The organism is Paenibacillus sp. OV219 (genome assembly GCF_900110075.1).
Lineage (GTDB): Bacteria > Bacillota > Bacilli > Paenibacillales > Paenibacillaceae > Paenibacillus_Z.
The window spans coordinates 74,911-95,959 of record NZ_FOCJ01000008.1 but is presented as its reverse complement, the minus strand read 5'-3'; the positions used below and the strand labels follow the sequence as shown (position 1 = coordinate 95,959).

Here is a 21,049-nt window from a genome sequence, read left to right as displayed (position 1 = left end):
CATTGGCCTATCGGTTCATACAATGGGAGCAAGGAGAGTGGGTGCAATCATGAGCAGCGGCAGTACGGTTGATATTCGCACAGCCATCTTTTTGGCTGCAGTCTGTGGTCAAACCTATATGCAATACAACAATAACGGCTACTTCCTCGTGCCGGATTCCTATCGCGTCATTGGCCCATTTAATGCGTCTTCGTTCACTGGCAATGAAGAGCCTTTCGGCTTCGTCATCGAATCGCCGCAAGCGGTAATTCTAGCCTTCCGCGGCACAAGCTCTCCAACGGATTGGGTGACGGACATGATCGCGCAACAAACGACGTTCAAGCCGCTCAGTAAGAAAAGCGTTATGACGCACCGCGGCTTCACAGAGGTGTACATGTCCGCTCGCGACCAAATCTTCCGGCTGCTTGACCAAGTGCCGAGCGATAAGCCGCTCTTCGTCACAGGCCACAGCTTGGGCGGAGCGCTTGCGACACTGGCTTCGCTTGATATCGCTGTTAACCGGAAACCGGACACAATCATTACGTATACGTTCGGATCACCGAGGACGGGCGACCCCGCATTCGTCCGTGCCTATAATGCAGCAGTCCCCATCTCTTTCCGGATTCAGAACGAATTCGATGTCGTGCCTCATCTTCCACCGCTTGTGTACCAATCACCGAAAACCGATAAGAGCTACTATTACTTACATGTCAAAGAAGAGGTTAAACGCAGCTTTCGGTACGGATCAATCGGGGGCAACCATGTCATCAGCAGCTATTTCAACGATCTGGCGCAGGATGCCCCGGGCTTCACAGCTGCTGTCTGTTCCGATCCGCCGGGCTGGTGTCCGCAAAAATAAGCGAAGCCGCCAATCACGGCGGCTTCGTGCTTCGATGCTTCGGTGTTTCGATTTTTATAGCGCTTAGACCTGCTTAGACCTCTGCCGCAGCTTCCGCAATACAGGCACGCTCCGCCTTGGTCATTCCTTTCAGCACCAGCTCATAAGAATGATCAATCATATCATGCAGCTCCTGCTCAGGAACAGACCCATCCAACGTAATTGAGTTCCAATGCTTCTTGTTCAGATGATACCCCGGAGTTATCGCCTCGTACTGCTGGCGCAAATTTTCCGCGATGACAGGATCGCATTTGAGCGAAATGCTCGATCCATCGCCAGGAATGAGCGCGAACATTTTGCCCCCGGCCTTCATAACGAGCGGATCTGGGCCAAACGGAAATTCCTTAATAGCGCCTGCCTTGGACAAGCAGTGTCCGATTAACGCTTCCATTTGCTAGTATTCCCCTTCCTGCACAAAAGTATAGTTTTCAAAAGTCGCAGCTTGTCCATAATAAACGCCATCCTCATCATAGAGGTTCCAGACAATCGCTTGCTCGATACGAAATCTCCGTCCGCTGCTCGAGATGCGGATGCCGTTGTAGTCGTCTATGTAGCCTTGGCTCGCGACCGCTTCGAGGAACCGCTGCCGCTCAGCTTGAATCATCGGCTCCGCCGTATGCCGCGACTCTATATTCGTGAACGCATCCCAGTCCATCTCCCACAGACCAAGTGCCGCACGATTGCCGTAGTTCAGCACGGGGTCCGCCTGCGTCCCGTGCGAGAGCACCACAATTGGAGCTTCGAACAGCAGCGCAGCCGCCGATTCATGAGTTGCTTCCCTTTCCACGAGCGGCCTGCCAATTAGCCGATGATAGCTGTCCAGAATTATATTCGCATGACGCTCTGAAGCGCCGATCCCCTGCTTTTCCAATCCCAATACGCTCCTTTAATATCAAAAAAACTGAAGGCATAATCACCTTCAGTTTCTTGTTTGAACTACACGCCCATCTTCTTGCGCTGGTTGTTCACTTTTTTATGATTTTGGCTTCTCATTGTTTGTTGGTTGCCGCCTGGACCATGCTTCTGTTTACCTGCACCATTCGCCTGCTCCTGCTTCTTCTGAGCCAGCTTCTGCTTCACTGCTTCTGCAAGGGAAACCTTCTTCGGCTCCTGCACTTCCGGCGTCGTCTCGTTCTCGGACATTAAGATCACCTCGTTAGTGTGTACTAGTTGTATTGTAGCTCTTTTTCCGCTTTCTTTCCAGTAGCCCGGGCGGTAAATTTCTCCTGTAAAATAACTATTCCCGCAGCGCATCCTTCAGCTTCGTGGACATGTTGTCCGCACCGCCTGCACGCAGCATGCCGCGCACCTTCGCGAGCTCCTGCGTAAGCCGCAGCTTGTCCTTCCGCAGCGCTTCGATCTCCGCATTCGCCAGCTGCAGCTTTCCCTGAAGTGTTATGATATCATCCACCTTGGCTTACCCTCCCATGCCTTACACTCGACTAGCTCTATTGTAACGCGAATCGTCTGCAAAATAAAACCCGGGGCGCCTTAAGCAAGGCGCCCCGGGTTCCTTCAAACGAGCTTATTTCACGCTGACAGCGACCTTCTGCGTCGTAATAAGCGTGTTGTTGCTGTAAGCCTTCAGCACAACGTCAATCTTCTTGCCTTTGTACGGCGCGAAGTTGATGCTTGCTGTCCATGGCGAATCGGTTGCTGTGGCAACGAGCTTACCGCCGATTTCATATGTCACCTTGGCAAGCGTCGGCGACCATGTCTTCATATAAGCGGAAATCTTCTGCGTTCCTGCAGCTACAGCTGAAACGGTATTCACTGGCTTGTATGCAACCGGAGATTCATCGCCAACGTTGCTGAGGTAGAACGGATTAGCTACAGACTTCTTGTATGCGTTTAATAGCTTCTCATTCGCCGAAAGCATATAATATTTCATCCGTGTCGAGGCTGCAGTCTGATCGTGGTTGCTGTCGAACCAGAATGCCGCCTTCACCTTAGGATAGAGCATTGGCAAGGTCGAGTAGAACTCTTTCATTTTGTAAACCGCCCAATCGGTCTTATCCTGCTGCTTCTCTGGATACATGTATGCAACACCGCCTTCTGAGATGAAGACAGGCTTGCGTGCAGAGTATTTCTTATAAATAAAATCGAACTTCTCGAGGTGACTCGAGCGGTCCTGGCCTTGTTTGAGCGGGTCAAGCGTCGGGTTAAAGATCGAGTACAAGCTTACGCCGACCCAATCGACTGCATCATCGCCTGGGTAGTAGCTCTCGATGCTGTACTCTGGCTGACGATCCGGCGCCCATACCATTGCAACATTATTAGGAGCTTCCTGATGGAACACCTTAGCAACGAGTCTGAACTTCTCGATGTAGACCTTCGGATCTTCGTGCCATGGCACCCAATCGCCGTTCATTTCGTTTGCAAAACGTAGGAAGACCTTCACGCCGGCATCTTCGATATCACGTGCCAGCTGGTGCAAATATTCGTTGTCCTGCACTTCGCTGAGCCCTTTGAGCGGCTGAACACCAAGCTCAATCGCCGTACCTGCAGCGCGCGCGTGGTCGAGGTGACTCTTAATCGAGGACAGCGGTTGACCGTATGTAAAATAGAACAAATACGCGGCGTGCTTCTTGCCAGTCAGCTCAGGAAACTTCTCTGTGTAGAACGGTTTCGACGTCGCTGCATTATGAACCGCCGGATCGCGCTCTGCATAAGCGCCAATGTAAGCGCCGTTCTTCGGCTCAAACTTTGCGCCATGCGTATACGATGTGCCGACATCAGCTGCTTTGGTCTCTACGAACAGCTTCGCGGAGCTGCGCAGCATATCGGCTTTGCGCTTCGCGGCAATGCTAATCTGAGTCTGATTTGCTTTGCCGGAGTATTCCGCTTCCTTATCCCAGGCTGCCACAGCATCGTCGTACTGCTTCAGCTTTGCATAGTCGTTGCCGACATAGCGGTACATATTCGCGGAATTACCGTACTCCTTATTCTTCACAAACTCCGGAATAATTAGCTTATACTTGGCAATCGCTTCGGCATATTTGCCTTTTTGCTCGAGCGCTACCGCTTCCTTGTAGATTCCCCATACGTTCATTGCATGTGCTTCATACGTGTGGAATGTTGTAAAAGCGATAATAATGGTAACCATTGCGAGTACTAGTTTTCTTGCGAAAGTCAGCGTGCTACTGTTGGTCTTCACTCTCTCGTTCCTCCATGATGATCTCTTTTTAGGTATACAGCTACAGCAGAAATTTTACACCAATTGACAGCGAGTAGGAAAGACATTTTTTAGCAGGATTTTACTGAATATCCACCTTTTCACGCGATATGACAGCGCATTGCAACAAAATGTGTCAGTTAATCGTCTTCACTTATACAGGACAAGCGATTGACGTTCTTTGGCAGCTGTCCCCAGTTGTAAAAGGGTGTCAAGCGTCTATAATTGTTGTAGAAGAAGCGTAATATGTAGGAGGCAAGGCCTTTGAAAAAATCAATTGCAATTAGCTCGGCCGTACTCGGTGTTGCTGCCGCAGTCGTTATTTTATCGTCACAAACTACAATCTTTGGCGATCTGTTCAACCGGTTGGATAATAAAGCTCCAGCTTCCGTTGGCAGCAGTCAACAGAATCAAGATAGCTCTACCTCCACGAAAGCAACAGACTCGAAGGGCAATGATACAGCGGGACAGACGGATGACAAAGAAGTGGCCGCCGCATCTGCAACGATGACGAGCAGCCAGGCTGCTTTTCAGGCATTTATGCACGAGAATTCACCTGCGCTGACGGTAACGAAGAACGCCGGTGGTAAGGATATCGTGACGAATATGAACAGCCCGCTCGTCCTCGTCAATAAGAAACGCGAGCTTGCCTCGACTTATTCGCCTAACGATCTCGTCGTAGCGAAGGTGACCTTCTCCTTCTCAGGTACCAGCCCGAAGCAGCAGCTCCGCGCGATTGCTGCACAAGCGCTGGAGAAATTGTTCGCTGGCGCGAAGAAGGAGGATATTGAGCTGGCTGCAGTATCCGGGTATCGGTCGTATGTGGCGCAGAAATCGATATTCGACAACTATGCCCGCGAGAACGGCGAAGATGAAGCGAATACGTTCAGCGCTCACCCTGGACAGAGCGAGCATCAGACTGGACTTGCGATGGACGTCTCCAGCGCGAGCGTGAACTATAATCTTGACGAGAGCTTCGGCGAGTCCAAGGAAGGCAAATGGTTGGCGGAGCACGCTGCGGATTACGGCTTCATCATCCGTTATGAGAAGGGTAAAGAGGGTCTGACCGGCTACATGTACGAGCCTTGGCATATCCGATATGTCGGCGTGGTCGTAGCTGGGCAGGTCAAGAAAGACAATGAGACGCTGGAGCAGTTTCTGGCGAAGTTTTAATTGAGATACAAGCTAGCCGCGCCTGCTGCTTCGGCAGAGGTTTTAATTGAAGTACAAGCTAGCCGCGCTGCTGCTTCGACAGAGGTAAACGAAAAAGCTAACCAACTCCACTGCTCGCGGCAGAGAGGCGGTTAGCTTTTTTGATGTGGAGCGGCACTTATTTATTGTTGCTATCCAGCTTGCTGAACAGATCTTTAAACACGCTGTCGCGGTGGATATGTTCGACGCAGCGGATGAAATGGCGATTGCGGTCGACGCTCCAGCGGAAGTCGGAGGACAGCACCGGGCTGTGCACGAGTGTGCTCGGCGTCCATTCCTCGTTGTTCAGGAATGCGATCGTCGAGATATCCCAGATGACACGCGAATAACCGAAATGGTCAGGGTGACAATTCTTGAAGGTTTCGTACAAGTACTCGCCGATTGGGCCTTTATCGCGCACGTAATCGTTGATCTCGGATAGCGTTGTAGCTAGATGTGAAGCAACGCCGCCGCACGGAATAAGTACGAGCGGCACGCCGCTGTCAAGTACAGTACGTGACGCGTGCAAATCTTGCGCAAGATTGAACTCGGTCGTATCTCGCCAGTGCAGCGCATGGCCGCCGAGCCAGACGACGACAATCTTCTCGATGATGCGCGGCTCCATCAGAATGGCCGAAGCTACGTTCGTAATCGCGCCGATTGCGACTACATAGAGCGGATCATCATCAGGCGCCGCCATCGCGCGCTCAACAAGGTTTCTTGCCGCTTCGCTCTCGACAGGTGCACCCGCTTCAAGCAGGTAGCTCTCCGACCCGCGGTAGACCGGTATGCCTTCCATTTCAGGCAGGATGGAAGCGATGCGTTTCAGCTCGTTGTAGCTCTTTTCCATGCCATCCTTCGGGCCTGTAGACAAGTCGTTAAAGAATGGCGCTGCGTAGAACGCTACCACCGTCATGCTCTCTGGCGATTTCATCGCATAAATAACGGCGAATTGGTCGTCAATTTCGTTGTACGTGTCCGTATCCAGTACCATACGAATTTTGCGCTGCGGATGGGCTAAACGCTGTAGCAGCTTTTGCTGAGACAAAACAGGAAATACGCTCATATGACGTTCAAATCCTCCTCGAAAATGAATGCTGCGTGCTTGATTACCCATATTGTACAACGAACGATTCGGCGTGTAATTGCACGTTTCGGCTGTATGTTTGTATGAATTGGAGACGAGCAGACAGACATCGAATCACGGTTCGGATCAAACCTCACATTGAAACCAAGTTCAGAACAACAAGCACTTGTTCAACCCTGTAACCAATATAAAAGCTGAGAGAACAAATACGTTCTCTCAGCTTCAGTTTCATTGCTTTTTGCGCACGAGAGAACAAATAGGTTCTCTCGGCCTTAAAAATCACTAGTTTCTGGTTCTCAGCTGCTCCGAGAGCACAGATACGCTCTCTCAGCTCGGAATTTACTGCTTTTCGAGTACGAGAGAACGAATACGTTCTCTCAGCACTGAAAATAGCTCGTTTCCAGCTTCGAATTCGCCGATTTCTCGGCGTAAGAGATCCGTGTTTGATCTCTCACACGCGATTTCGGCTCAAGACGAGCCGATCGCAACGCTGAGAGTGCCAATTCTGCACTCTCAGCAGCAAATCGGCCCTCCTACTACTCTGCCGCCGAACACGGACGGCCATTGATGTAGTACGCCGTATCCTTGTACACCTTGAACGCGACTTCCACCTCAGCGACGCCTGCTTGCTGCAGATGGCGCGTCAGCGCTGCGGCGAGCTTGTCCTGCACAAGCTGTCCGCGGTCGAACCATGCAACCTCAACGAACGGGTACGTCTGCACGACCTCTCCGCCGAACACCGATACGACCGGCAGACAGTCCAGCGTGAAGTTGTCTGTCCCGCACTCGCAAATTTGCGCCAGCTCCTCAATCAGCGCCCTGCTTACCTGGGCTAGCGTTTCACTATCTACTCCTCGAACCGTCAATTGCGGCATCACACTTGCCCCCATCCCCAACTATTCATAATCGTAGAACTGCTCTTCTTCGGCGATATTTTGCAAATCATGGCCTGAGATCGTAATAATCCCATAGTCTGGCGTCACTTCGGCATGAGCACGCGCAAGCTCCAGCAAGTAACGCGGCGAGCCGTCCTGTTCCTCATCGTAGATGAGCAGCAGCCCATCGGAGTTGTCGAGCAAAAAGCGATCTCTCGCCTTGAACTGCCATGGTCCCGCATACTTCTGCTTGGAGACGCTGTTCACATAATCCGCTCCGGAGAGAATCTCGCTGTACGTTGTCTTTTTCTGCTCATTCCAATTCTCTTCTTGCTCGAGAAAAGGCGTTATTATCGCAAGCCGCAAGCTCTCATAGCTCTTCTTCAGCTCGATTGTCACTTCCGCAGCCCACAGCTCGACTCCCCATCCGCCGCTGATGATGACCCATTCGAGTCCGTCCTCGACGAGTGCCGAAATCTGCTTCGTTAGCGCCTTCTTAATAATGGCGATGCCGGGATGCTTAGCAGAGAAAATGCCCAGCTCCGTTGCCCGATAACCACTGACTAATATTGTTTTCATCACACTTCGAACTCCTACATAGACGATACAGTTAAGGGTAGCATACGCCAAGCGAAAATACAGCATTTGTGCCTTGATTACACAGAAAAAAGGGCACCGCGCCTCCTGCGTAAGTCCAGCAGAAATCATGGTGCCCTCCCCTCTACTTCACTCCAACATCCTACAGCTCGATCCCCTTCGGGTAATGCTCCTCCAGCTCCAGAACGACACTACCGTCGTCCAGACGAAGCTCGGACACAAAGCCCCGCTCGCCTTGCTTCAACCGGATGATGCGTGCGCCGCGCGGGAAGCCCTCGCGTCCATACGTCTGATAACCGGTCGCCCTGCCGTAGCAGAGCCGGATGTCATGCAGTGCGCCCCAATAATCATTCACATGATCATGCCCGCAGAAGGTGCCGTTCACATCGCCCATCTCCATCATCGCCGCGAATAACCCGGAATTGATGCGCGGACTGGCAACACCTTCATACTTACTGCCAAAGCACAGCTCCTTCTCCCACACCTCATCATATTCCGGAAGCGGAATATGGAAGAAAGCGAGCGCTGGAAGCGGTTCCCCACCGTTCGCAGCGCGAAGTGCCGTAGACTGCGACACATACCATTCGATCTGGTCACGGTGAATCCATTCATAGCCCTCCAGATGAGGCAGTGTGGAGTAGCTGCCGCTGTCGAACATGTAGAACGCATGTTCAGGCTTATCACTGCCATGCGCCTTTAGCTGCAATACATAATTGCCGACACCATGTATCCCCTCTGGCCCGGCGCTGCTAAGACAATGCTTATGCTCCAGCTGCACCTGCATAAGCTCATCCCGCGTCACGAGATGCTCCGTATCATGGTTGCCGTATACCGCCGCCCAAGGGATGCCCCGCACCTCTGCCGGACTAACCGCATCGCGCAGCGACTGCTTCGGATCGGTACAATCTTTGCTATAAATAATATCGCCGGTAAATACAACAAGATCGGGAGACGTCTGATCCAGCACAAGCTCCATCAGCAGCTTCGTCAGCACATCGGCAGGTTCCCCGTTCTGCCAGTGCAAGTCTGTAAATTGTACAATTGTGAACGTGCCGTCCTCGCGGTAATGCAATGATTGATTCAACTCTGTCATCCCCAAATCATCCCCCATGACCTGCCCTTGATACGTGCGCTAGAGCGATTCACCGCCGGATTCGATGCCGACGACGCCCTCAATTGTTGTCAGCGATACGATAACTTCCTCGAACCGCCTCTTATAGTTCAGCTTAACTTGCAGCCTAACGATCAGCATTTCCGCAATGTCACCGGCGGCCGCTTCCTCGTTCTCAACGATGATTTTGCTAATCTGAATTCCGAAGTGATGAAGCTTCGTAACGACGTTGCTGAGGCTAGCCGAATCCTTCGTTATTTTCAGAACAATATCCCGCTTGCTCTTCGCCCGCGAGAACTTCTTCTCAAACTTATTAAGCACGAATAAACTGACGACAACGAGAAAAGTAAGCACAGCCGAACCATAATAAAATCCTGCACCGACCGTCAAACCAATTGCCGCCACAACCCAGAGCGAAGCCGCCGTCGTAAGCCCTGACACCGTGATCCCCGTTCGCAAAATCGTGCCTGCACCGAGGAAGCCGATACCGCTAACGACTTGTGCCGCAAGGCGTGAAGGGTCCAGACGCACATTAGGATCGGCAGCGAACTCCGAAAAGCCATACATAGAGAGCAATACAATTGCTGCTGAGCCTACGCAAACAAGAATATGAGTCCGAAATCCCGCAGAATGGCCGCCGAACTCGCGTTCAAGCCCGATCAGCCCGCCAAGCACGAGCGCGAGCACGAGCCGAAGCGTCAATTCCATATTGCTAATATGCCATATACTCGGATCAAACACCTGCGTGACGGTTTGTGCCATGTTACATCAATCCTTTTTAACTAGATTGGCGTCATTCACTTAAGCAAATTAGCCTCGAACCACTCATAGCCGAGGCCGACATGGTCGGGACGATGTGAATCCGAGCCATACACGAGGGCAATGCCGCGCGTCGCACATTCGGCCATGAACCATCCCGGCACATAAGGCTTGCCACATGTCGGCACGCGCAGCCCAGCGGTATTCACGTCAATGCCAACTCCGCCTTGCTCTAGCTTTGGCAGAATAGCCGTTAGTCTGCTCTTGATCTGTGCCTCGTCAATAGGCGACAGCTTCAGCGAGAACTTCTCAATTAAATTTATGTGGCCGATTCGTTTGCGCATGGGCAGCTTCGATGCGAAATCAATCGCTAGCTCCACATGGTTATAATATTCGTCGACGACCTTCTCCATCGAACCGTAATAGGAAAGCAAATTCTCGGCAAAATCATCCGCAGTGAAGTCGACGCACTTCATACCGCCGCCCTTGCCCTGCAAATAGTGAACGGAGTAGACGACATCCTCCAATTCCTTCTCATAGCGGTCTACGATCGCTTCCGTAAACGATAGATTGCCATGCAGATAATCAAGCTCTAGCCCGACTCCAATGTCGATACGGCCTTCGTATTTCTGCTTGATGGATTTGGCATAGTCCATGTACAACGGCAGCTCTTCGCTTGGCATCGCAAGCTCCCGCATCAACTTCTCATCCGATACCCAGTGTAGCGGCAGCGGTGGATGCTCCGTAATGGAATAGCGCTCGAAACCAAGCTCGATCGCTCGATCGACATACTGCTCTTCTTCAGCATCATTACCGTGATAACAAAATTTCGTGTGCGTGTGTCCATCCCATTTGATCGGCGGCATCGTCTTTTTCTCCTATCCATTACCTTTATTGTGGTAAACCTTTGTTACCCCAAGTATACCACCGTGTTATGCGCCTTCAACTAAATGTTTGCGCCTTCACGAAACTGTATCTTTCAACCAACCATATTTTTGATATAATGAAATTTGTTCATTTCGGATATTCTAATACAATCCTTGAGATGAAAGTGAACTTTTACCTTATACGGTGAAGAAAAGAGGATGAGAAATACTCCATGATCAGCCGATTTAAACGGTTTTTAATCGGGCGTCCGATGAAGAGCGCAGAATTGGAAGGAGAACGGCTTAGCAAGCTGAAGGCACTCGCCGTGCTGTCGTCTGACGCCTTGTCGTCAGTTGCGTACGGTACCGAGCAAATTCTGCTCGTCTTGATTGCAGCAGGCTTCGCTGCCGTCTGGTACTCCATTCCAATCTCAATCGCGGTTCTCGGGCTGCTGCTCGTACTTATCATATCGTACCGCCAAACGATCTACGCCTACCCGAAGGGTGGCGGCGCTTATATCGTCGCCAAGGATAATTTGGGCGTCTCGACTGGACTGCTCGCAGGGGGCTCCCTGCTCGTCGACTACATCCTGACGGTTGCCGTAAGCTCTTCGGCAGGAACGGATGCGATCACGTCTGCATTCCCGTCACTGCATGATCATCGGGTGTTCATCGCGCTGATTATGATTATATTCCTCACGATCATGAATCTGCGGGGGATCGGGGAATCGGCTTCCGTGCTCGCCTATCCCGTTTACCTGTTTGTCATCGCCGTCTTCGTCCTCATTATCGCAGGCGTCTTTAAAGTCATTGTGTACGGTGTTCATAGCGACATACCGGAGATGGGTGCAGCCGTGTCGAACATAAGCCTATTCATGCTGCTAAAGGCATTCAGCTCCGGCTGTTCGGCGCTCACCGGTGTCGAGGCCGTGTCGAATGCCATTCCGAACTTCAAGAAGCCGGAAGAACGCAACGCAGCCATAACGCTCGTTATGATGGGTACGATTCTCGGCGCGATGTTTATCGGCATCAGCTTGCTCGCTTACTGGTACGGCATTGTGCCGAACGAGAAGGAAACTGTCGTTTCCCAAATCGCCAATGCGACTTTCGGACGCGGCATGATCTATTACGCGATTCAAGCGATTACGGCTCTCATCCTGTTCCTGGCAGCAAACACGGCTTACTCCGCGTTCCCGCTGCTTGCCTTCATGCTGGCGAATGACAAATACATGCCGAACGCCTTCAAAGTGCGCGGCGACCGTCTTGGCTTCTCGAACGGCATTATTTTTCTAGGTGTTTTCTCGGCACTGCTTGTCGTGCTGTTCCACGGTGACACGGAGAACCTAATTCCGCTTTATGCAGTCGGCGTATTCATTCCGTTCACGTTGTCTCAGCTTGGCATGATGGTTCGGTGGATTAGACTGAAGCCTGCTAGATGGGGTGTCGGCCTGTGCGTCAACACGATCGGGATGCTGACAACTCTAATCATTACACTGATCTTTATTTTCACGAAGTTTAGTCAGATTTGGATGGTCTTCATCTTCCTGCCGATCGTTATCATGGGCTTCTTCAAAATCAACCGTCACTACCAAAACACAGCCGACGAGCTGCGAGTGAACATTGATAAAGAGAAGCCAGCGATTAAGGGCAGCACCATCGTCGTGCCAGTTGCCGGCATTACGAAAGTCGTTCTCCAGTCGATCAGCTATGCCAAATCGCTGACTGACAACGTTGTAGCCGTCTATGTCGGCTTTGACGAAGAAGAGATCGAGCGCCTCGAGCGCAAATGGGAAGAATGGGACCCGGGCGTTCGCCTGATCGTCCTGCGCTCCAGCTACCGCAGCATTATCCGTCCGCTAGTCCGCTTCATCGAGACGGTGGAATGGAAGACGCAAGAGACTGACCATATTACAGTCTTGATTCCTCAGTTCATCACGAAGCATTGGTGGCATAATATTCTGCACAACCAATCCAGCTTGCTGCTAAGAGCGTATCTGTTCACGCAGAAAGACGTCGTAATTGCGACGGTGCCATACCGTTTGCATAAATAAATCGAGTGAAAGCCGCCCTGATGTGGGGCGGCTTTCTTCGTGTTGAGGCAACCAGCGAGCTTGTCAGCTGCTGTGTTGACTTCGAACAAATGCAAATATCCACTTAATTGGCGAGGTTGCAGGTTGACGCAGCAGGTTATTCATCAAGCGCAAGCATATCCATAAAGGCAGGCACCGTCATCGCCTCCAGCATCTCACGGTTTTTGCACACTTCGGCAATACGTTGCTCTTGATCAACGGAATACCTCGTCGCTAGATTCGACTCGAACTTCTGAATCAAAAGCGGAATGCCTTCGCTTCTGCGACGCCTATGCCCGATTGGATATTCCGTCGCAACCTCCGCTGTCGCGCTGCCGTCCTTGAAGAGCACCTGCACACTGCTCGCGATCGAGCGTTTCTCCGGATCGAGGTAATCGACCGAATACGGTCCATGCTCCGTCACTTCCATCAAGCTGCGAAGCTCGTCGATGCGCGGATCTGCAGCCGCTTCATCCTCGTAATGGTCGGCAGTAAGCGCCCCGTGGAGCAGGCCGATGGCCGTCATATATTGCAGGCAATGATCGCGGTCAGCCGGGTTATGCAGCGGCCCCTTCTTGTCGATGATGCGAATTGCAGACTCATGCGTCCGAATGCGGATGCTCGCGATATCGTCTAATCGGCCTGCGACCTCCGGATGCAGACTGATCGCGCTCTCCACCGCCGTTTGAGCGTGGAACTCGGCAGGGAAGGAGATTTTGAATAGTACATTCTCCATGACGTAGGCGCCGTATGTACGGCTAAGTTTGAACGGCTGGCTTTTGAAAGATACATCGTAGAATCCCCATCCCTTCGCCGATAACGCCGACGGATACCCCATCTCCCCCCGCAGCACAATGAGCGCAAGCCGCAGCGCGCGGCTTGTCGCATCGCCCGCAGCCCAGGACTTGCGAGAGCCGGTATTCGGCGCATGTCGATATGTGCGCAGCGCCTGACCGTCAAGCCAAGCGTGCGAAAGCGCATTGATGATGTCGGTCTTGCCTCCTCCGAGAAGTCCAGTGGCAACTGCCGTCGATGCGACTTTGACAAGGACAACGTGATCGAGGCCGACGCGGTTGAAGCTGTTCTCAAGCGCCATCACGCCTTGAAGCTCATGCGCCTTAATCATCGCCGTCAACACATCGCGCATCGTAAGCGCCGGTTCCCCAGCAGCAAGGCGAAGCCTGCTCGTATAATCAGCCGCAGCCAGTATGGCCCCAAGATTATCGGAAGGATGACCCCACTCCGCCGCGAGCCATGTATCGTTATAATCGAGCCAGCGGATCATGCAGCCGATGTTGAATGCCGCCGTTACCGGATCGAGCCGGTAGCTTGTGCCTGGAACAGGTACGCCGCCAGTCAGCTCTGCGCCGGGAACAAGAGGACCTAGCAGCTTGGTGCAGGCGGGATATTTTAAAGCTAGAATGCCGCAGCCGAGCGTATCCATCAGGCAATACCGAGCCGTCTCGTATGCGAGGTCACTGTCAATAACAGAGCTGGTTACATAATCAGCCATATCGACGAGCACTTGGTCCGGCTCTGGTCTTTTGTTGTCTTGGCTATGACCGGTTCCTTGTCCGTTTCCCACGAAGAGCACCTCGATCCCCTATCTAAATCTAAAATCGTGCATGCACATCGGCCCACGGCTGGTTGTCAGGACCGATATAAGCCGCTGACGGACGGATGAGGCGGTTATTAAGCCGCTGCTCCATAATATGGGCGGTCCAGCCCGTGATGCGGGAGATGACGAAGATCGGCGTAAACATCGGCGTCGGGACCCCCATAAAGTGATACGCGGAAGCACTGTAGAAATCAAGGTTCGGGAACAGCCCCTTCTCTTGCCGCATCACGCCTTCAATTGTCTCGGAAATCGCGTATAGCTGGCCATCCTGCGCCCAGAGCGAGAGCGTCTCCGACCATTTCTTAATGATGTCAGAGCGCGGATCAGACACGGTGTACACGCGGTGGCCGAAGCCCATAATGAGCTGCTTCGCCGCGAGCCGCGCGCGGGTGCCTGCCTCTGCTTCCTCCGGTGTCTCGAAGGATGTTATGAGCTCCATCACCGCTTCGTTCGCGCCTCCGTGCAGGTTGCCGCGCAGCGTACCGATGCCCGTGGCGATGCACGAATGGTAGTTCGACAGTGTCGAAGCGGTCACGCGTGCTGCGAATGTCGATGCATTGAACTCATGCTCGGCGTAGAGAACGAGCGATACATCGAAGACGCGAATCGCCGCTCGCTCAGCGTGACGCCCGTGAAGCAGATAGAGGAAATGACCGGCAACGCTGTAATTGTTGAAGTCGTACTCTTGCGGATCTGATGCGGCAGCTGCCGATGCGGATTCGCCTATTGGCGGATGCTGCGGCCAAACTTGCGGATCATCCTCGGCGGTATCTGCGGTAATGACGAGAGCCGAAGGCAACGCGTCTGCTTCAGCGGCATCGGCTGAGGGAGGAGGGGCGGCTGGAGCAGCGTTGCCGCTCTCCGCGTCGCGATGATAGTGATACCAATGCAGCAGCATCGGACCTGTCAGCGCAATGAGCCGGTCCGCGAGATCGGCGGCCGACCGTGCCTCGGTCTCCGGCTCCATGGTGCCGAGTGCGGTGCAGCCAACCTGCAGCACCTCCATCGGATGGGCATCCGCTGGAAGCAGCTCCAGTATGCGCATCAGCGTCTCCGGCAAGACGCTCGCGCCCGCCAGCTTACGCCGGTAGCTCGTAAGCTCATCAACATTCGGCAGCTTGCCATGAATGAGCAAATACGCCGTTTCCTCAAAGCTTCCATGATCCGCCAAATCTTCAATGGAGTAGCCTCGGTATGTTAGACCTCGGCCATCTTTTCCAACTGTACTGATTGCTGTGGAACCGGCCTCAATACCGGCCAAGCCTCCGGGCTTCTTCACAGCCATCGTTCACTCCCCCTCATCCGGCTCGTCAACTTGTGCGAACAGCGCATCCAGCTTGCGCTCATACTCGTAGTAGCCTAAGTAACGGTACAGTTCCTCCCTCGTCTGCATGTCGCCTAGCACACTTGCCTGCGTCCCTTGCGAGCGAAGCGCGGTGTAGACCTTCAGCGCTGCCGCATTCATCGCTCGGAACGCCGAGAGCGGATAGAGCACCATCGACACGCCTGCACCGGCAAGCTCTTCCACGGTGAACAGCGGCGTCCGCCCGAACTCCGTAATGTTCGCTAACACCGGTACATTCACTTGCGAGGTGAACGCCGCATAATCTACCAAACTCCCCGCCGCCTCGAGAAAAATCATATCCGCCCCCGCCTCCACATAAGCGAGCGCTCTTGCGACAGCGCCTTCCAACCCTTCCGAAGCTAGCGCATCCGTGCGCGCCATCAGCACAAAATCCGCGTCGCTCTTCGCATCCGCCGCAGCCCTTATACGATCCGCCATCTCAGCCGTGCTCACGATCGCTTTGTTCGGTCGATGCCCGCAGCGCTTGGCGGAAACCTGATCTTCAATATGGATGCCCGCTGCTCCGGCGCGAATCATCTCCCGCACCGTCCGTGCGATATTGAATGCCGAGCCGAAGCCAGTGTCCGCATCAACGAGCAGCGGCAGTTCTACGGCGCCACTAATGCGCCGCACATCCTCCAGCACGTCGCCCTGCGTCGTGATGCCAAGATCGGGCAGGCCGAAGGAGGCGTTCGCCACCCCCGCCCCCGATACATAGAGCGCGCGAAACCCGGCCGATTGCGCGAGCATCGCCGAATAAGCGTTAATAGCGCCAGCGATTTGCAACGGCTTCTCCTGCTGCAGCGCCTCGCGGAACCGGCGACCCGGCGAGCTTCGATTCATGTTCGTCATGCTCATAGCCGGCTTTACTCCTTTCGAGGGGCGAGCTGCTCATCGTAGCTTCAACTTGAAAGCCTCTGTCCCGGCCTTAGCCCCGCAGCAGCTCGCCTGATATGACCATCCGATGAATCTCGTTCGTTCCTTCGTAGATTTGCGTCACCTTCGCATCGCGGAAGAACCGCTCCGCAGGCAGCTCATCGGCAAGACCGCCTGCACCGCACCATTGCAGCGTCTTCGTAGCAATGCTCATCGCGGTGTCGCTCGCGAACATCTTCGCCATCGATGCCTCCTTCGTGCAGCGGATGCCACGCTCGTGCATATCCGCCGCGCGATATACGAGCAGCGCTGCCGCCTCGACTTGAGCAGCCATCTCGCGAAGCTCCGACGCCGCCCTGCTCCGCTGCCGCTGCGGCATCGCCGTCGCCTGCTGCTCGGCAAGCTCAAGCGCGCCTCTCGCAATGCCGAGCGCCTGCGCGCCGATGCCAATTCGCCCGCCGTTCAAAGCGGACTTGGCAATGGCGAAGCCTTGCCCCTCCTGCCCGAGCCGCCGATCCGCTGGCACGATCGCTTCTTCAAGAATGAGCTCGCATGTGTTGGAGCCGTGGAGCCCCATCTTCTTCTCTTTCTTCCCGACGCGGAAGCCCGGCGTATTCTTATCCACCAGAAACGCGGTAATCCCTCCGCGATTGCCCGTGTAGCCGTCCTGCACCGCAGCGAACAAAATGTAATTGTCCGCTTCGCCGCCATTCGTAATGAACAGCTTTGAACCGGACAGCACATACGTATCGGAATCCCGGACGGCGGCCGTCCGGATTGTAGATGCATCCGAGCCCGCGTGCGGCTCCGTTAACGCAAATGCGCCGAGCCACTGACCGCTAGCAAGCTTCGGCAAATACGTCTGCTTCTGCTCATCGGTGCCATGATATACAATCGGCAGCGTCCCGACTGACGTATGCACGGACAGAATGACTCCAACTGCCGCGCTTACCCGAGACAGCTCCTCAATCGCCAAAATATAAGAGGTTAGCGTAAGGCCGCGGCCACCGTACTCCTTCGCAATCGGTATGCCCATAAATCCAAGGCGTCCCATCTCATCGACGAGCGGCCTCGGAAACGTATCGTTCTCTTCCATTGCAGGAACCGCCGCGGTGACAGCGCTTGCCGCAAACGTCCTCACACTGCTCCGCAGCAGCTCCTGCTCCTTCGTAAATTTCAGCTTCACAAGAAGAAGTCAGCCCCCTTCATACGTATAAAATCCCCGTCCGCTTTTGCGGCCAAGCCATCCGGCATGCACATAGCTGCGAAGCAGCGGGCACGGTCGGTACTTGGAGTCGCCAAAGCCGTCATGCAGCGTCTCCATAATCGCGAGGCATGTATCGAGTCCGATCAGATCCGCAAGCGCCAGCGGCCCCATCGGATGATTCATTCCGAGCCGCATGACACCGTCGATTGCAAGGGCGGACGCAACGCCTTCGTACAGCGTGTAGACCGCCTCGTTAATCATTGGCATTAGAATTCGGTTGGACACAAAGCCGGGAAAATCGCGCACTTCAAGCGCTGTCTTGCCCATCCGCTCCGCGAGCTCCGCTACTGAGGCGTAAACCTCATCCGAGGTGCGCAGGCCGCGAATGACTTCGATCAGCTTCATGACAGGCACCGGGTTCATAAAATGCATTCCGATGACCCGCTCCGGCCGCCTCGTCACCGAAGCCAGTTCCGTAACTGGCAGCGAGGACGTATTGCTCGCGAGAATGGTGTGCTCGTCGCAAAGACCATCCAGCTGCGCAAGCAGCGCCTTCTTCGCGGGCATGCTCTCGATGATCGCCTCTATGACGAGGTCGGCGCCTTCAGCAGCTTCTTGTAGATTGCCAGCTGCTGCGATTCGACTGCGTGCTTGCTCCGCCTGCTCTTGCGTCCATTTGCCCTTAGCGGTTCCGCCGGAAAGCTGCTTCTCGATGCCTGCAAGCGCGCGGCTTACCCGCCCCGCTTCGGCATCGTACAGCCGCACCTGGCACCCCGCCTGCGCTGCAACTTGGGCAATTCCGCTGCCCATCTGCCCTGCGCCAATAACGGCAACTTGGTTTATGATCACCTGACTCGTTCACCTCCGAAAGGCGCGTAGCTGGGAAGAACGCCTAATCCCGCCGAGTTCTCGCTGCCACATGTGAAGTCACGGCTACTGCAACAACTACTGCACCGACTAAAGCCGCAGCTGCAGAATAGTTAATCAGCTGCTGCTTGGCTGCTCAAACCCTGCCTCCTACTCGTACCAGCACTGCGTCTCCCTGACCACCGCCGCTGCAGATCGCTGCGATGCCGAGGCCGCCGCCGCGCCGCTCCAGGCTGTTAATGAGCGTAAGCACGATGCGCGCACCGCTCGCGCCAATTGGGTGCCCGAGCGCGATAGCACCGCCATGCACGTTCACTTTGTCCGCTTCCAAGCTAAGCAGCTTACTGCATGCCAGCACTACGACCGCAAAAGCTTCGTTAATCTCGAAGAGGTCAATTGCGCCTAGCGTCAGCCCCTGCTTCGCGAGCAGCTTCTGCACCGCGAAAGCCGGTGCAATCGGATAATTGCGCGGCTCCACGCTGACCGCTGCATGCCCGAGCAGCTCCGCATGCACGGATAAGCCGTCACGCAGCGCTCTCTCTTTCGAAGCGACGACGAGCGCAGCCGCGCCGTCGTTCAGCCCGGGGGCATTGCCGGCGGTTATCGTGCCGGAGCTGCCGCCCTTGAACACAGGGGAGAGTGCGGCAAGCCTCTGCGCGCTTGTATCCCCGCGCGGCGCTTCGTCGGTATCGATGGCGAACACGTGGCTCTTCATCTGAGCAGGTGTGCCAGCTGATAGCGGGACCGGAATAATTTCCGATAGGAACACCCCTTGCATGCTCGCCTGCACCGCGCGTTCATGGCTGCGCAATGCCCACTCGTCCTGCTCGAGCCTTGAAATGCCGTAATCAGCAGCGATGGTATCTGCATAATCACCCATGTGCATATCGGCGAAGGCGCAGCGCAGGCCGTCCCGCTGCAGCAAATCCAACACTTTGCTGTCACCCATGCGGAGACCGAAGCGTGCATCCGGCAACGAGTATGGCACGCTGCTCATGCTTTCCATGCCGCCGGCTACGATTAGCTCCGCATCTCCTGCTGTAATGATCTGCGAAGCGAGCGTCAGGCTGCGCATGCCGGAAGCGCACACCTTGTTAATGGTCTCCGCAGGCACCGCAGGCGGAATACCGCCATAATCCGCCGCTTGCCGCGCCGGATTCTGCCCCGCTCCCGCTTGAACGGCCATACCCATCATCACTTCGTCCACCGTATGCGGCTGGACCCCGCTCTTCTGCAGCGCCCCTTGGATTGCGATGCCTCCAAGCTGGACCGCTCTCATTCCTTTCAATGCACCGCCAAACTTGCCAAAGGCGGTACGCGCCCCTCCGGCAATTACAAGCTCAGCCATGGACATGGCGATGGCGTCCCCCCTTTCTGCGCGGCAGCTTCGGCACGGCAAGCTCAAGTCCTTTGCAGATTTGCACGGCTTTGGCGTCTCGCATATACCGCTCTACCGCAAACTCCTTCATATACCCGTAGCCGCCGAATACTTGCACGGCCTGGGTAGTCGACCTCACAGCCGCATCCGCTGCAAAAGCAAGCGCCAGCTCCGACTTTTTGTCGTCAGCAACTCCCTCGGTGTCTTCTCGATCTGCCGCCTGATAAACGAGCAGCCTCGAGGCGTCCGCCGCCGTCCGCATATCCGCAAGCATAAAAGCTATCGCCTGATGCTTTGCAATCGGCTTGCCGAACTGAGTCCGCTCCATCGCATAAGCGAGCGCCGCATCCGCCGCCCCTTGCGCGATGCCCGCAGCTACTGCCGCAAGTCCATAGCGAACGCTTGCCGCCGCAAGTCTTGCAATCGGCCCGCCTTGCCCTTCGCGCCCGATCCGCTGCCGCTTCGGGATGCGGCTCTGCGTAAATTTGAGATGCGCCATACCCGCCGAGCGCAGCCCGAGCTTCTTCATGACCGGCTGGATAACGAGGCCGGGGCAATCACGCTCCACGATGAACGCACTATAGCGCTTCCTTCTGCCCGCCTTGCTCAGCCCTGTTTCCGCATAGATAATGAAGAAGTCGGCGGTCGAGCCGCCAAGGACATATTTTTGCACACCGTCGAGCACATAGCCTTCCTCTTCCGCCTCCTCTTCCACCCTTGCGACAACGCCAACGCGCAGCGAGGTGCTGCCAGACACCGTTCCCGGAAGAACGCCTGAACCAATGCGATTACCGTCAATGAGTGCCTTCAGGTAGTTCCGCTTCGTCTCGCCGCTGCCGTACGTATAAAGCGGCCAAGCCGCCAAATAAACATGTGCCCACAGAGCCGCTCCGAGCGATGCGCTGACACGGGACAGCTCCTCCAGCACAAGCACGAAGCTTACGAAGCCGCCACCTGCTCCGCCGGCAGCTTCGGGCCAGGGCAAGCCGGTGAAACCGAGCTCCGCCATTGCTTGAAACGAACTCCGATCGAACAATTCCGCTTCATCCAAACTGTTTGCTGCACGCGCAATTTCATTTTCTGCAAACCGGGCCGCCATTTCGCGAATCATGAGCTGTTCATCCGTAAGCTGAAAATCCATCTTGTACGCT

21 protein-coding genes are annotated in these 21,049 nt (G+C 54.6%); 3 read left to right on the top strand and 18 right to left on the bottom strand.

The annotated features are described in order from the left end of the window. Window positions 1-37 precede the first annotated feature (37 nt). Window positions 38-838 (top strand): lipase family protein, encoded by an 801-nt coding sequence (locus BMY11_RS19900; protein ID WP_256217661.1) that lies wholly within the window; start codon window positions 38-40, stop codon window positions 836-838. Between the two features lie 73 nt (window positions 839-911). Here the strand turns inward: BMY11_RS19900 and BMY11_RS19895 are convergent, their stop codons facing one another. The 5 genes from BMY11_RS19895 to BMY11_RS19880 all read right to left on the bottom strand — a co-directional run bounded on the left by BMY11_RS19895 (window position 912) and on the right by BMY11_RS19880 (window position 4,034). Beyond that, the gene (locus BMY11_RS19895) at window positions 912-1,268 is read right to left on the bottom strand and encodes an MmcQ/YjbR family DNA-binding protein (protein ID WP_090580175.1); all 357 of its coding nucleotides are present in this window, start codon (window positions 1,266-1,268) and stop codon (window positions 912-914) included. Window positions 1,269-1,271: 3 nt separating this feature from the next. Beyond that, window positions 1,272-1,748: an MEKHLA domain-containing protein gene (locus BMY11_RS19890; RefSeq protein ID WP_256217660.1), complete on the bottom strand. Its 477-nt coding sequence runs from the start codon at window positions 1,746-1,748 to the stop codon at window positions 1,272-1,274. Between the two features lie 65 nt (window positions 1,749-1,813). Next, window positions 1,814-2,020 (bottom strand): hypothetical protein, encoded by a 207-nt coding sequence (locus tag BMY11_RS19885; protein WP_090580169.1) that lies wholly within the window; start codon window positions 2,018-2,020, stop codon window positions 1,814-1,816. A gap of 94 nt (window positions 2,021-2,114) precedes the next feature. Continuing rightward, a complete protein-coding gene (locus BMY11_RS28960; protein WP_177182728.1) occupies window positions 2,115-2,288 on the bottom strand; it encodes a hypothetical protein in 174 nt (57 codons plus the stop codon). A gap of 114 nt (window positions 2,289-2,402) precedes the next feature. Beyond that, on the bottom strand, window positions 2,403-4,034 hold the full coding sequence (locus BMY11_RS19880) for a glycoside hydrolase family 26 protein (RefSeq protein ID WP_256217659.1): 1,632 nt from the start codon (window positions 4,032-4,034) through the stop codon (window positions 2,403-2,405). Between the two features lie 282 nt (window positions 4,035-4,316). Between BMY11_RS19880 and BMY11_RS19875 the strand changes: the two genes are divergently transcribed. Then, window positions 4,317-5,225 carry a M15 family metallopeptidase gene (locus BMY11_RS19875; protein WP_256217658.1) on the top strand — a complete coding sequence of 303 codons (909 nt, stop codon included), beginning with the start codon at window positions 4,317-4,319 and terminating at the stop codon, window positions 5,223-5,225. A 157-nt stretch (window positions 5,226-5,382) separates the two neighbouring features. Here BMY11_RS19875 and BMY11_RS19870 read toward each other — a convergent pair whose 3' ends face one another. From BMY11_RS19870 to hisJ, 6 genes are all read right to left on the bottom strand, one after another. Then, window positions 5,383-6,309: a nucleoside hydrolase gene (locus BMY11_RS19870; protein WP_090580166.1), complete on the bottom strand. Its 927-nt coding sequence runs from the start codon at window positions 6,307-6,309 to the stop codon at window positions 5,383-5,385. A 557-nt stretch (window positions 6,310-6,866) separates the two neighbouring features. Continuing rightward, entirely contained in the window at window positions 6,867-7,205 is a 339-nt protein-coding gene (locus BMY11_RS19865) for a DUF1904 family protein (RefSeq protein WP_090580163.1), read from the bottom strand. A 21-nt stretch (window positions 7,206-7,226) separates the two neighbouring features. Beyond that, window positions 7,227-7,787 (bottom strand): SLOG family protein, encoded by a 561-nt coding sequence (locus BMY11_RS19860; RefSeq protein ID WP_177182727.1) that lies wholly within the window; start codon window positions 7,785-7,787, stop codon window positions 7,227-7,229. Between the two features lie 157 nt (window positions 7,788-7,944). After that, window positions 7,945-8,895 (bottom strand): metallophosphoesterase family protein, encoded by a 951-nt coding sequence (locus BMY11_RS19855; protein WP_371262894.1) that lies wholly within the window; start codon window positions 8,893-8,895, stop codon window positions 7,945-7,947. A 39-nt stretch (window positions 8,896-8,934) separates the two neighbouring features. Next, on the bottom strand, window positions 8,935-9,675 hold the full coding sequence (locus tag BMY11_RS19850; protein WP_090580154.1) for an MgtC/SapB family protein: 741 nt from the start codon (window positions 9,673-9,675) through the stop codon (window positions 8,935-8,937). A 35-nt stretch (window positions 9,676-9,710) separates the two neighbouring features. Continuing rightward, window positions 9,711-10,538, bottom strand: a complete 828-nt coding sequence (gene hisJ / locus BMY11_RS19845) for a histidinol-phosphatase HisJ (RefSeq protein WP_090580151.1) — start codon at window positions 10,536-10,538, stop codon at window positions 9,711-9,713. A 233-nt stretch (window positions 10,539-10,771) separates the two neighbouring features. Here hisJ and BMY11_RS19840 point away from each other — a divergent pair, with 233 nt between their 5' ends. Next, window positions 10,772-12,589, top strand: coding sequence for an APC family permease (locus BMY11_RS19840; RefSeq protein ID WP_090580148.1), 1,818 nt, complete (start codon window positions 10,772-10,774; stop codon window positions 12,587-12,589). 136 nt (window positions 12,590-12,725) lie between these two features. On the opposite strand, the gene BMY11_RS19835 is transcribed toward BMY11_RS19840, so the two are convergent. The 7 genes from BMY11_RS19835 to BMY11_RS19805 all read right to left on the bottom strand — a co-directional run bounded on the left by BMY11_RS19835 (window position 12,726) and on the right by BMY11_RS19805 (window position 21,039). After that, window positions 12,726-14,192 carry a bifunctional 2-methylcitrate dehydratase/aconitate hydratase gene (locus tag BMY11_RS19835; RefSeq protein WP_256217657.1) on the bottom strand — a complete coding sequence of 489 codons (1,467 nt, stop codon included), beginning with the start codon at window positions 14,190-14,192 and terminating at the stop codon, window positions 12,726-12,728. A gap of 28 nt (window positions 14,193-14,220) precedes the next feature. Next, on the bottom strand, window positions 14,221-15,510 hold the full coding sequence (locus BMY11_RS19830; RefSeq protein WP_090580145.1) for a citrate/2-methylcitrate synthase: 1,290 nt from the start codon (window positions 15,508-15,510) through the stop codon (window positions 14,221-14,223). Window positions 15,511-15,513: 3 nt separating this feature from the next. Next, window positions 15,514-16,428 (bottom strand): methylisocitrate lyase, encoded by a 915-nt coding sequence (gene prpB / locus BMY11_RS19825; RefSeq protein WP_090580142.1) that lies wholly within the window; start codon window positions 16,426-16,428, stop codon window positions 15,514-15,516. A gap of 70 nt (window positions 16,429-16,498) precedes the next feature. After that, a complete protein-coding gene (locus tag BMY11_RS19820) occupies window positions 16,499-17,632 on the bottom strand; it encodes an acyl-CoA dehydrogenase family protein (protein ID WP_090580139.1) in 1,134 nt (377 codons plus the stop codon). Between the two features lie 9 nt (window positions 17,633-17,641). After that, window positions 17,642-18,502 carry a 3-hydroxybutyryl-CoA dehydrogenase gene (locus tag BMY11_RS19815; RefSeq protein WP_090580136.1) on the bottom strand — a complete coding sequence of 287 codons (861 nt, stop codon included), beginning with the start codon at window positions 18,500-18,502 and terminating at the stop codon, window positions 17,642-17,644. Window positions 18,503-18,656: 154 nt separating this feature from the next. Continuing rightward, window positions 18,657-19,868, bottom strand: a complete 1,212-nt coding sequence (locus tag BMY11_RS19810) for an acetyl-CoA C-acetyltransferase (RefSeq protein ID WP_090580661.1) — start codon at window positions 19,866-19,868, stop codon at window positions 18,657-18,659. Beyond that, the gene (locus BMY11_RS19805; RefSeq protein WP_090580133.1) at window positions 19,861-21,039 is read right to left on the bottom strand and encodes an acyl-CoA dehydrogenase family protein; all 1,179 of its coding nucleotides are present in this window, start codon (window positions 21,037-21,039) and stop codon (window positions 19,861-19,863) included. The genes BMY11_RS19810 and BMY11_RS19805 overlap by 8 nt, the downstream gene beginning before the upstream one ends. Window positions 21,040-21,049 lie beyond the last annotated feature (10 nt).

What these genes read in the sequence shown, in the direction of transcription:
- BMY11_RS19855 (WP_371262894.1), bottom strand. Translation starts at nt 8,895, where the DNA reads ATGACAGAGTTGAATCAATCATTGCATTACCGCGAGGACGGCACGTTC.
- BMY11_RS19810 (WP_090580661.1), bottom strand. Translation starts at nt 19,868, where the DNA reads ATGGCTGAGCTTGTAATTGCCGGAGGGGCGCGTACCGCCTTTGGCAAG.
- BMY11_RS19830 (WP_090580145.1), bottom strand. Translation starts at nt 15,510, where the DNA reads ATGGCTGTGAAGAAGCCCGGAGGCTTGGCCGGTATTGAGGCCGGTTCC.
- BMY11_RS19895 (WP_090580175.1), bottom strand. Translation starts at nt 1,268, where the DNA reads ATGGAAGCGTTAATCGGACACTGCTTGTCCAAGGCAGGCGCTATTAAG.
- BMY11_RS19870 (WP_090580166.1), bottom strand. Translation starts at nt 6,309, where the DNA reads ATGAGCGTATTTCCTGTTTTGTCTCAGCAAAAGCTGCTACAGCGTTTA.
- BMY11_RS19850 (WP_090580154.1), bottom strand. Translation starts at nt 9,675, where the DNA reads ATGGCACAAACCGTCACGCAGGTGTTTGATCCGAGTATATGGCATATT.
- prpB (WP_090580142.1), bottom strand. Translation starts at nt 16,428, where the DNA reads ATGAGCATGACGAACATGAATCGAAGCTCGCCGGGTCGCCGGTTCCGC.
- BMY11_RS19805 (WP_090580133.1), bottom strand. Translation starts at nt 21,039, where the DNA reads ATGGATTTTCAGCTTACGGATGAACAGCTCATGATTCGCGAAATGGCG.
- BMY11_RS19885 (WP_090580169.1), bottom strand. Translation starts at nt 2,020, where the DNA reads ATGTCCGAGAACGAGACGACGCCGGAAGTGCAGGAGCCGAAGAAGGTT.
- BMY11_RS19865 (WP_090580163.1), bottom strand. Translation starts at nt 7,205, where the DNA reads ATGCCGCAATTGACGGTTCGAGGAGTAGATAGTGAAACGCTAGCCCAG.
- BMY11_RS19840 (WP_090580148.1), top strand. Translation starts at nt 10,772, where the DNA reads ATGATCAGCCGATTTAAACGGTTTTTAATCGGGCGTCCGATGAAGAGC.
- hisJ (WP_090580151.1), bottom strand. Translation starts at nt 10,538, where the DNA reads ATGCCGCCGATCAAATGGGATGGACACACGCACACGAAATTTTGTTAT.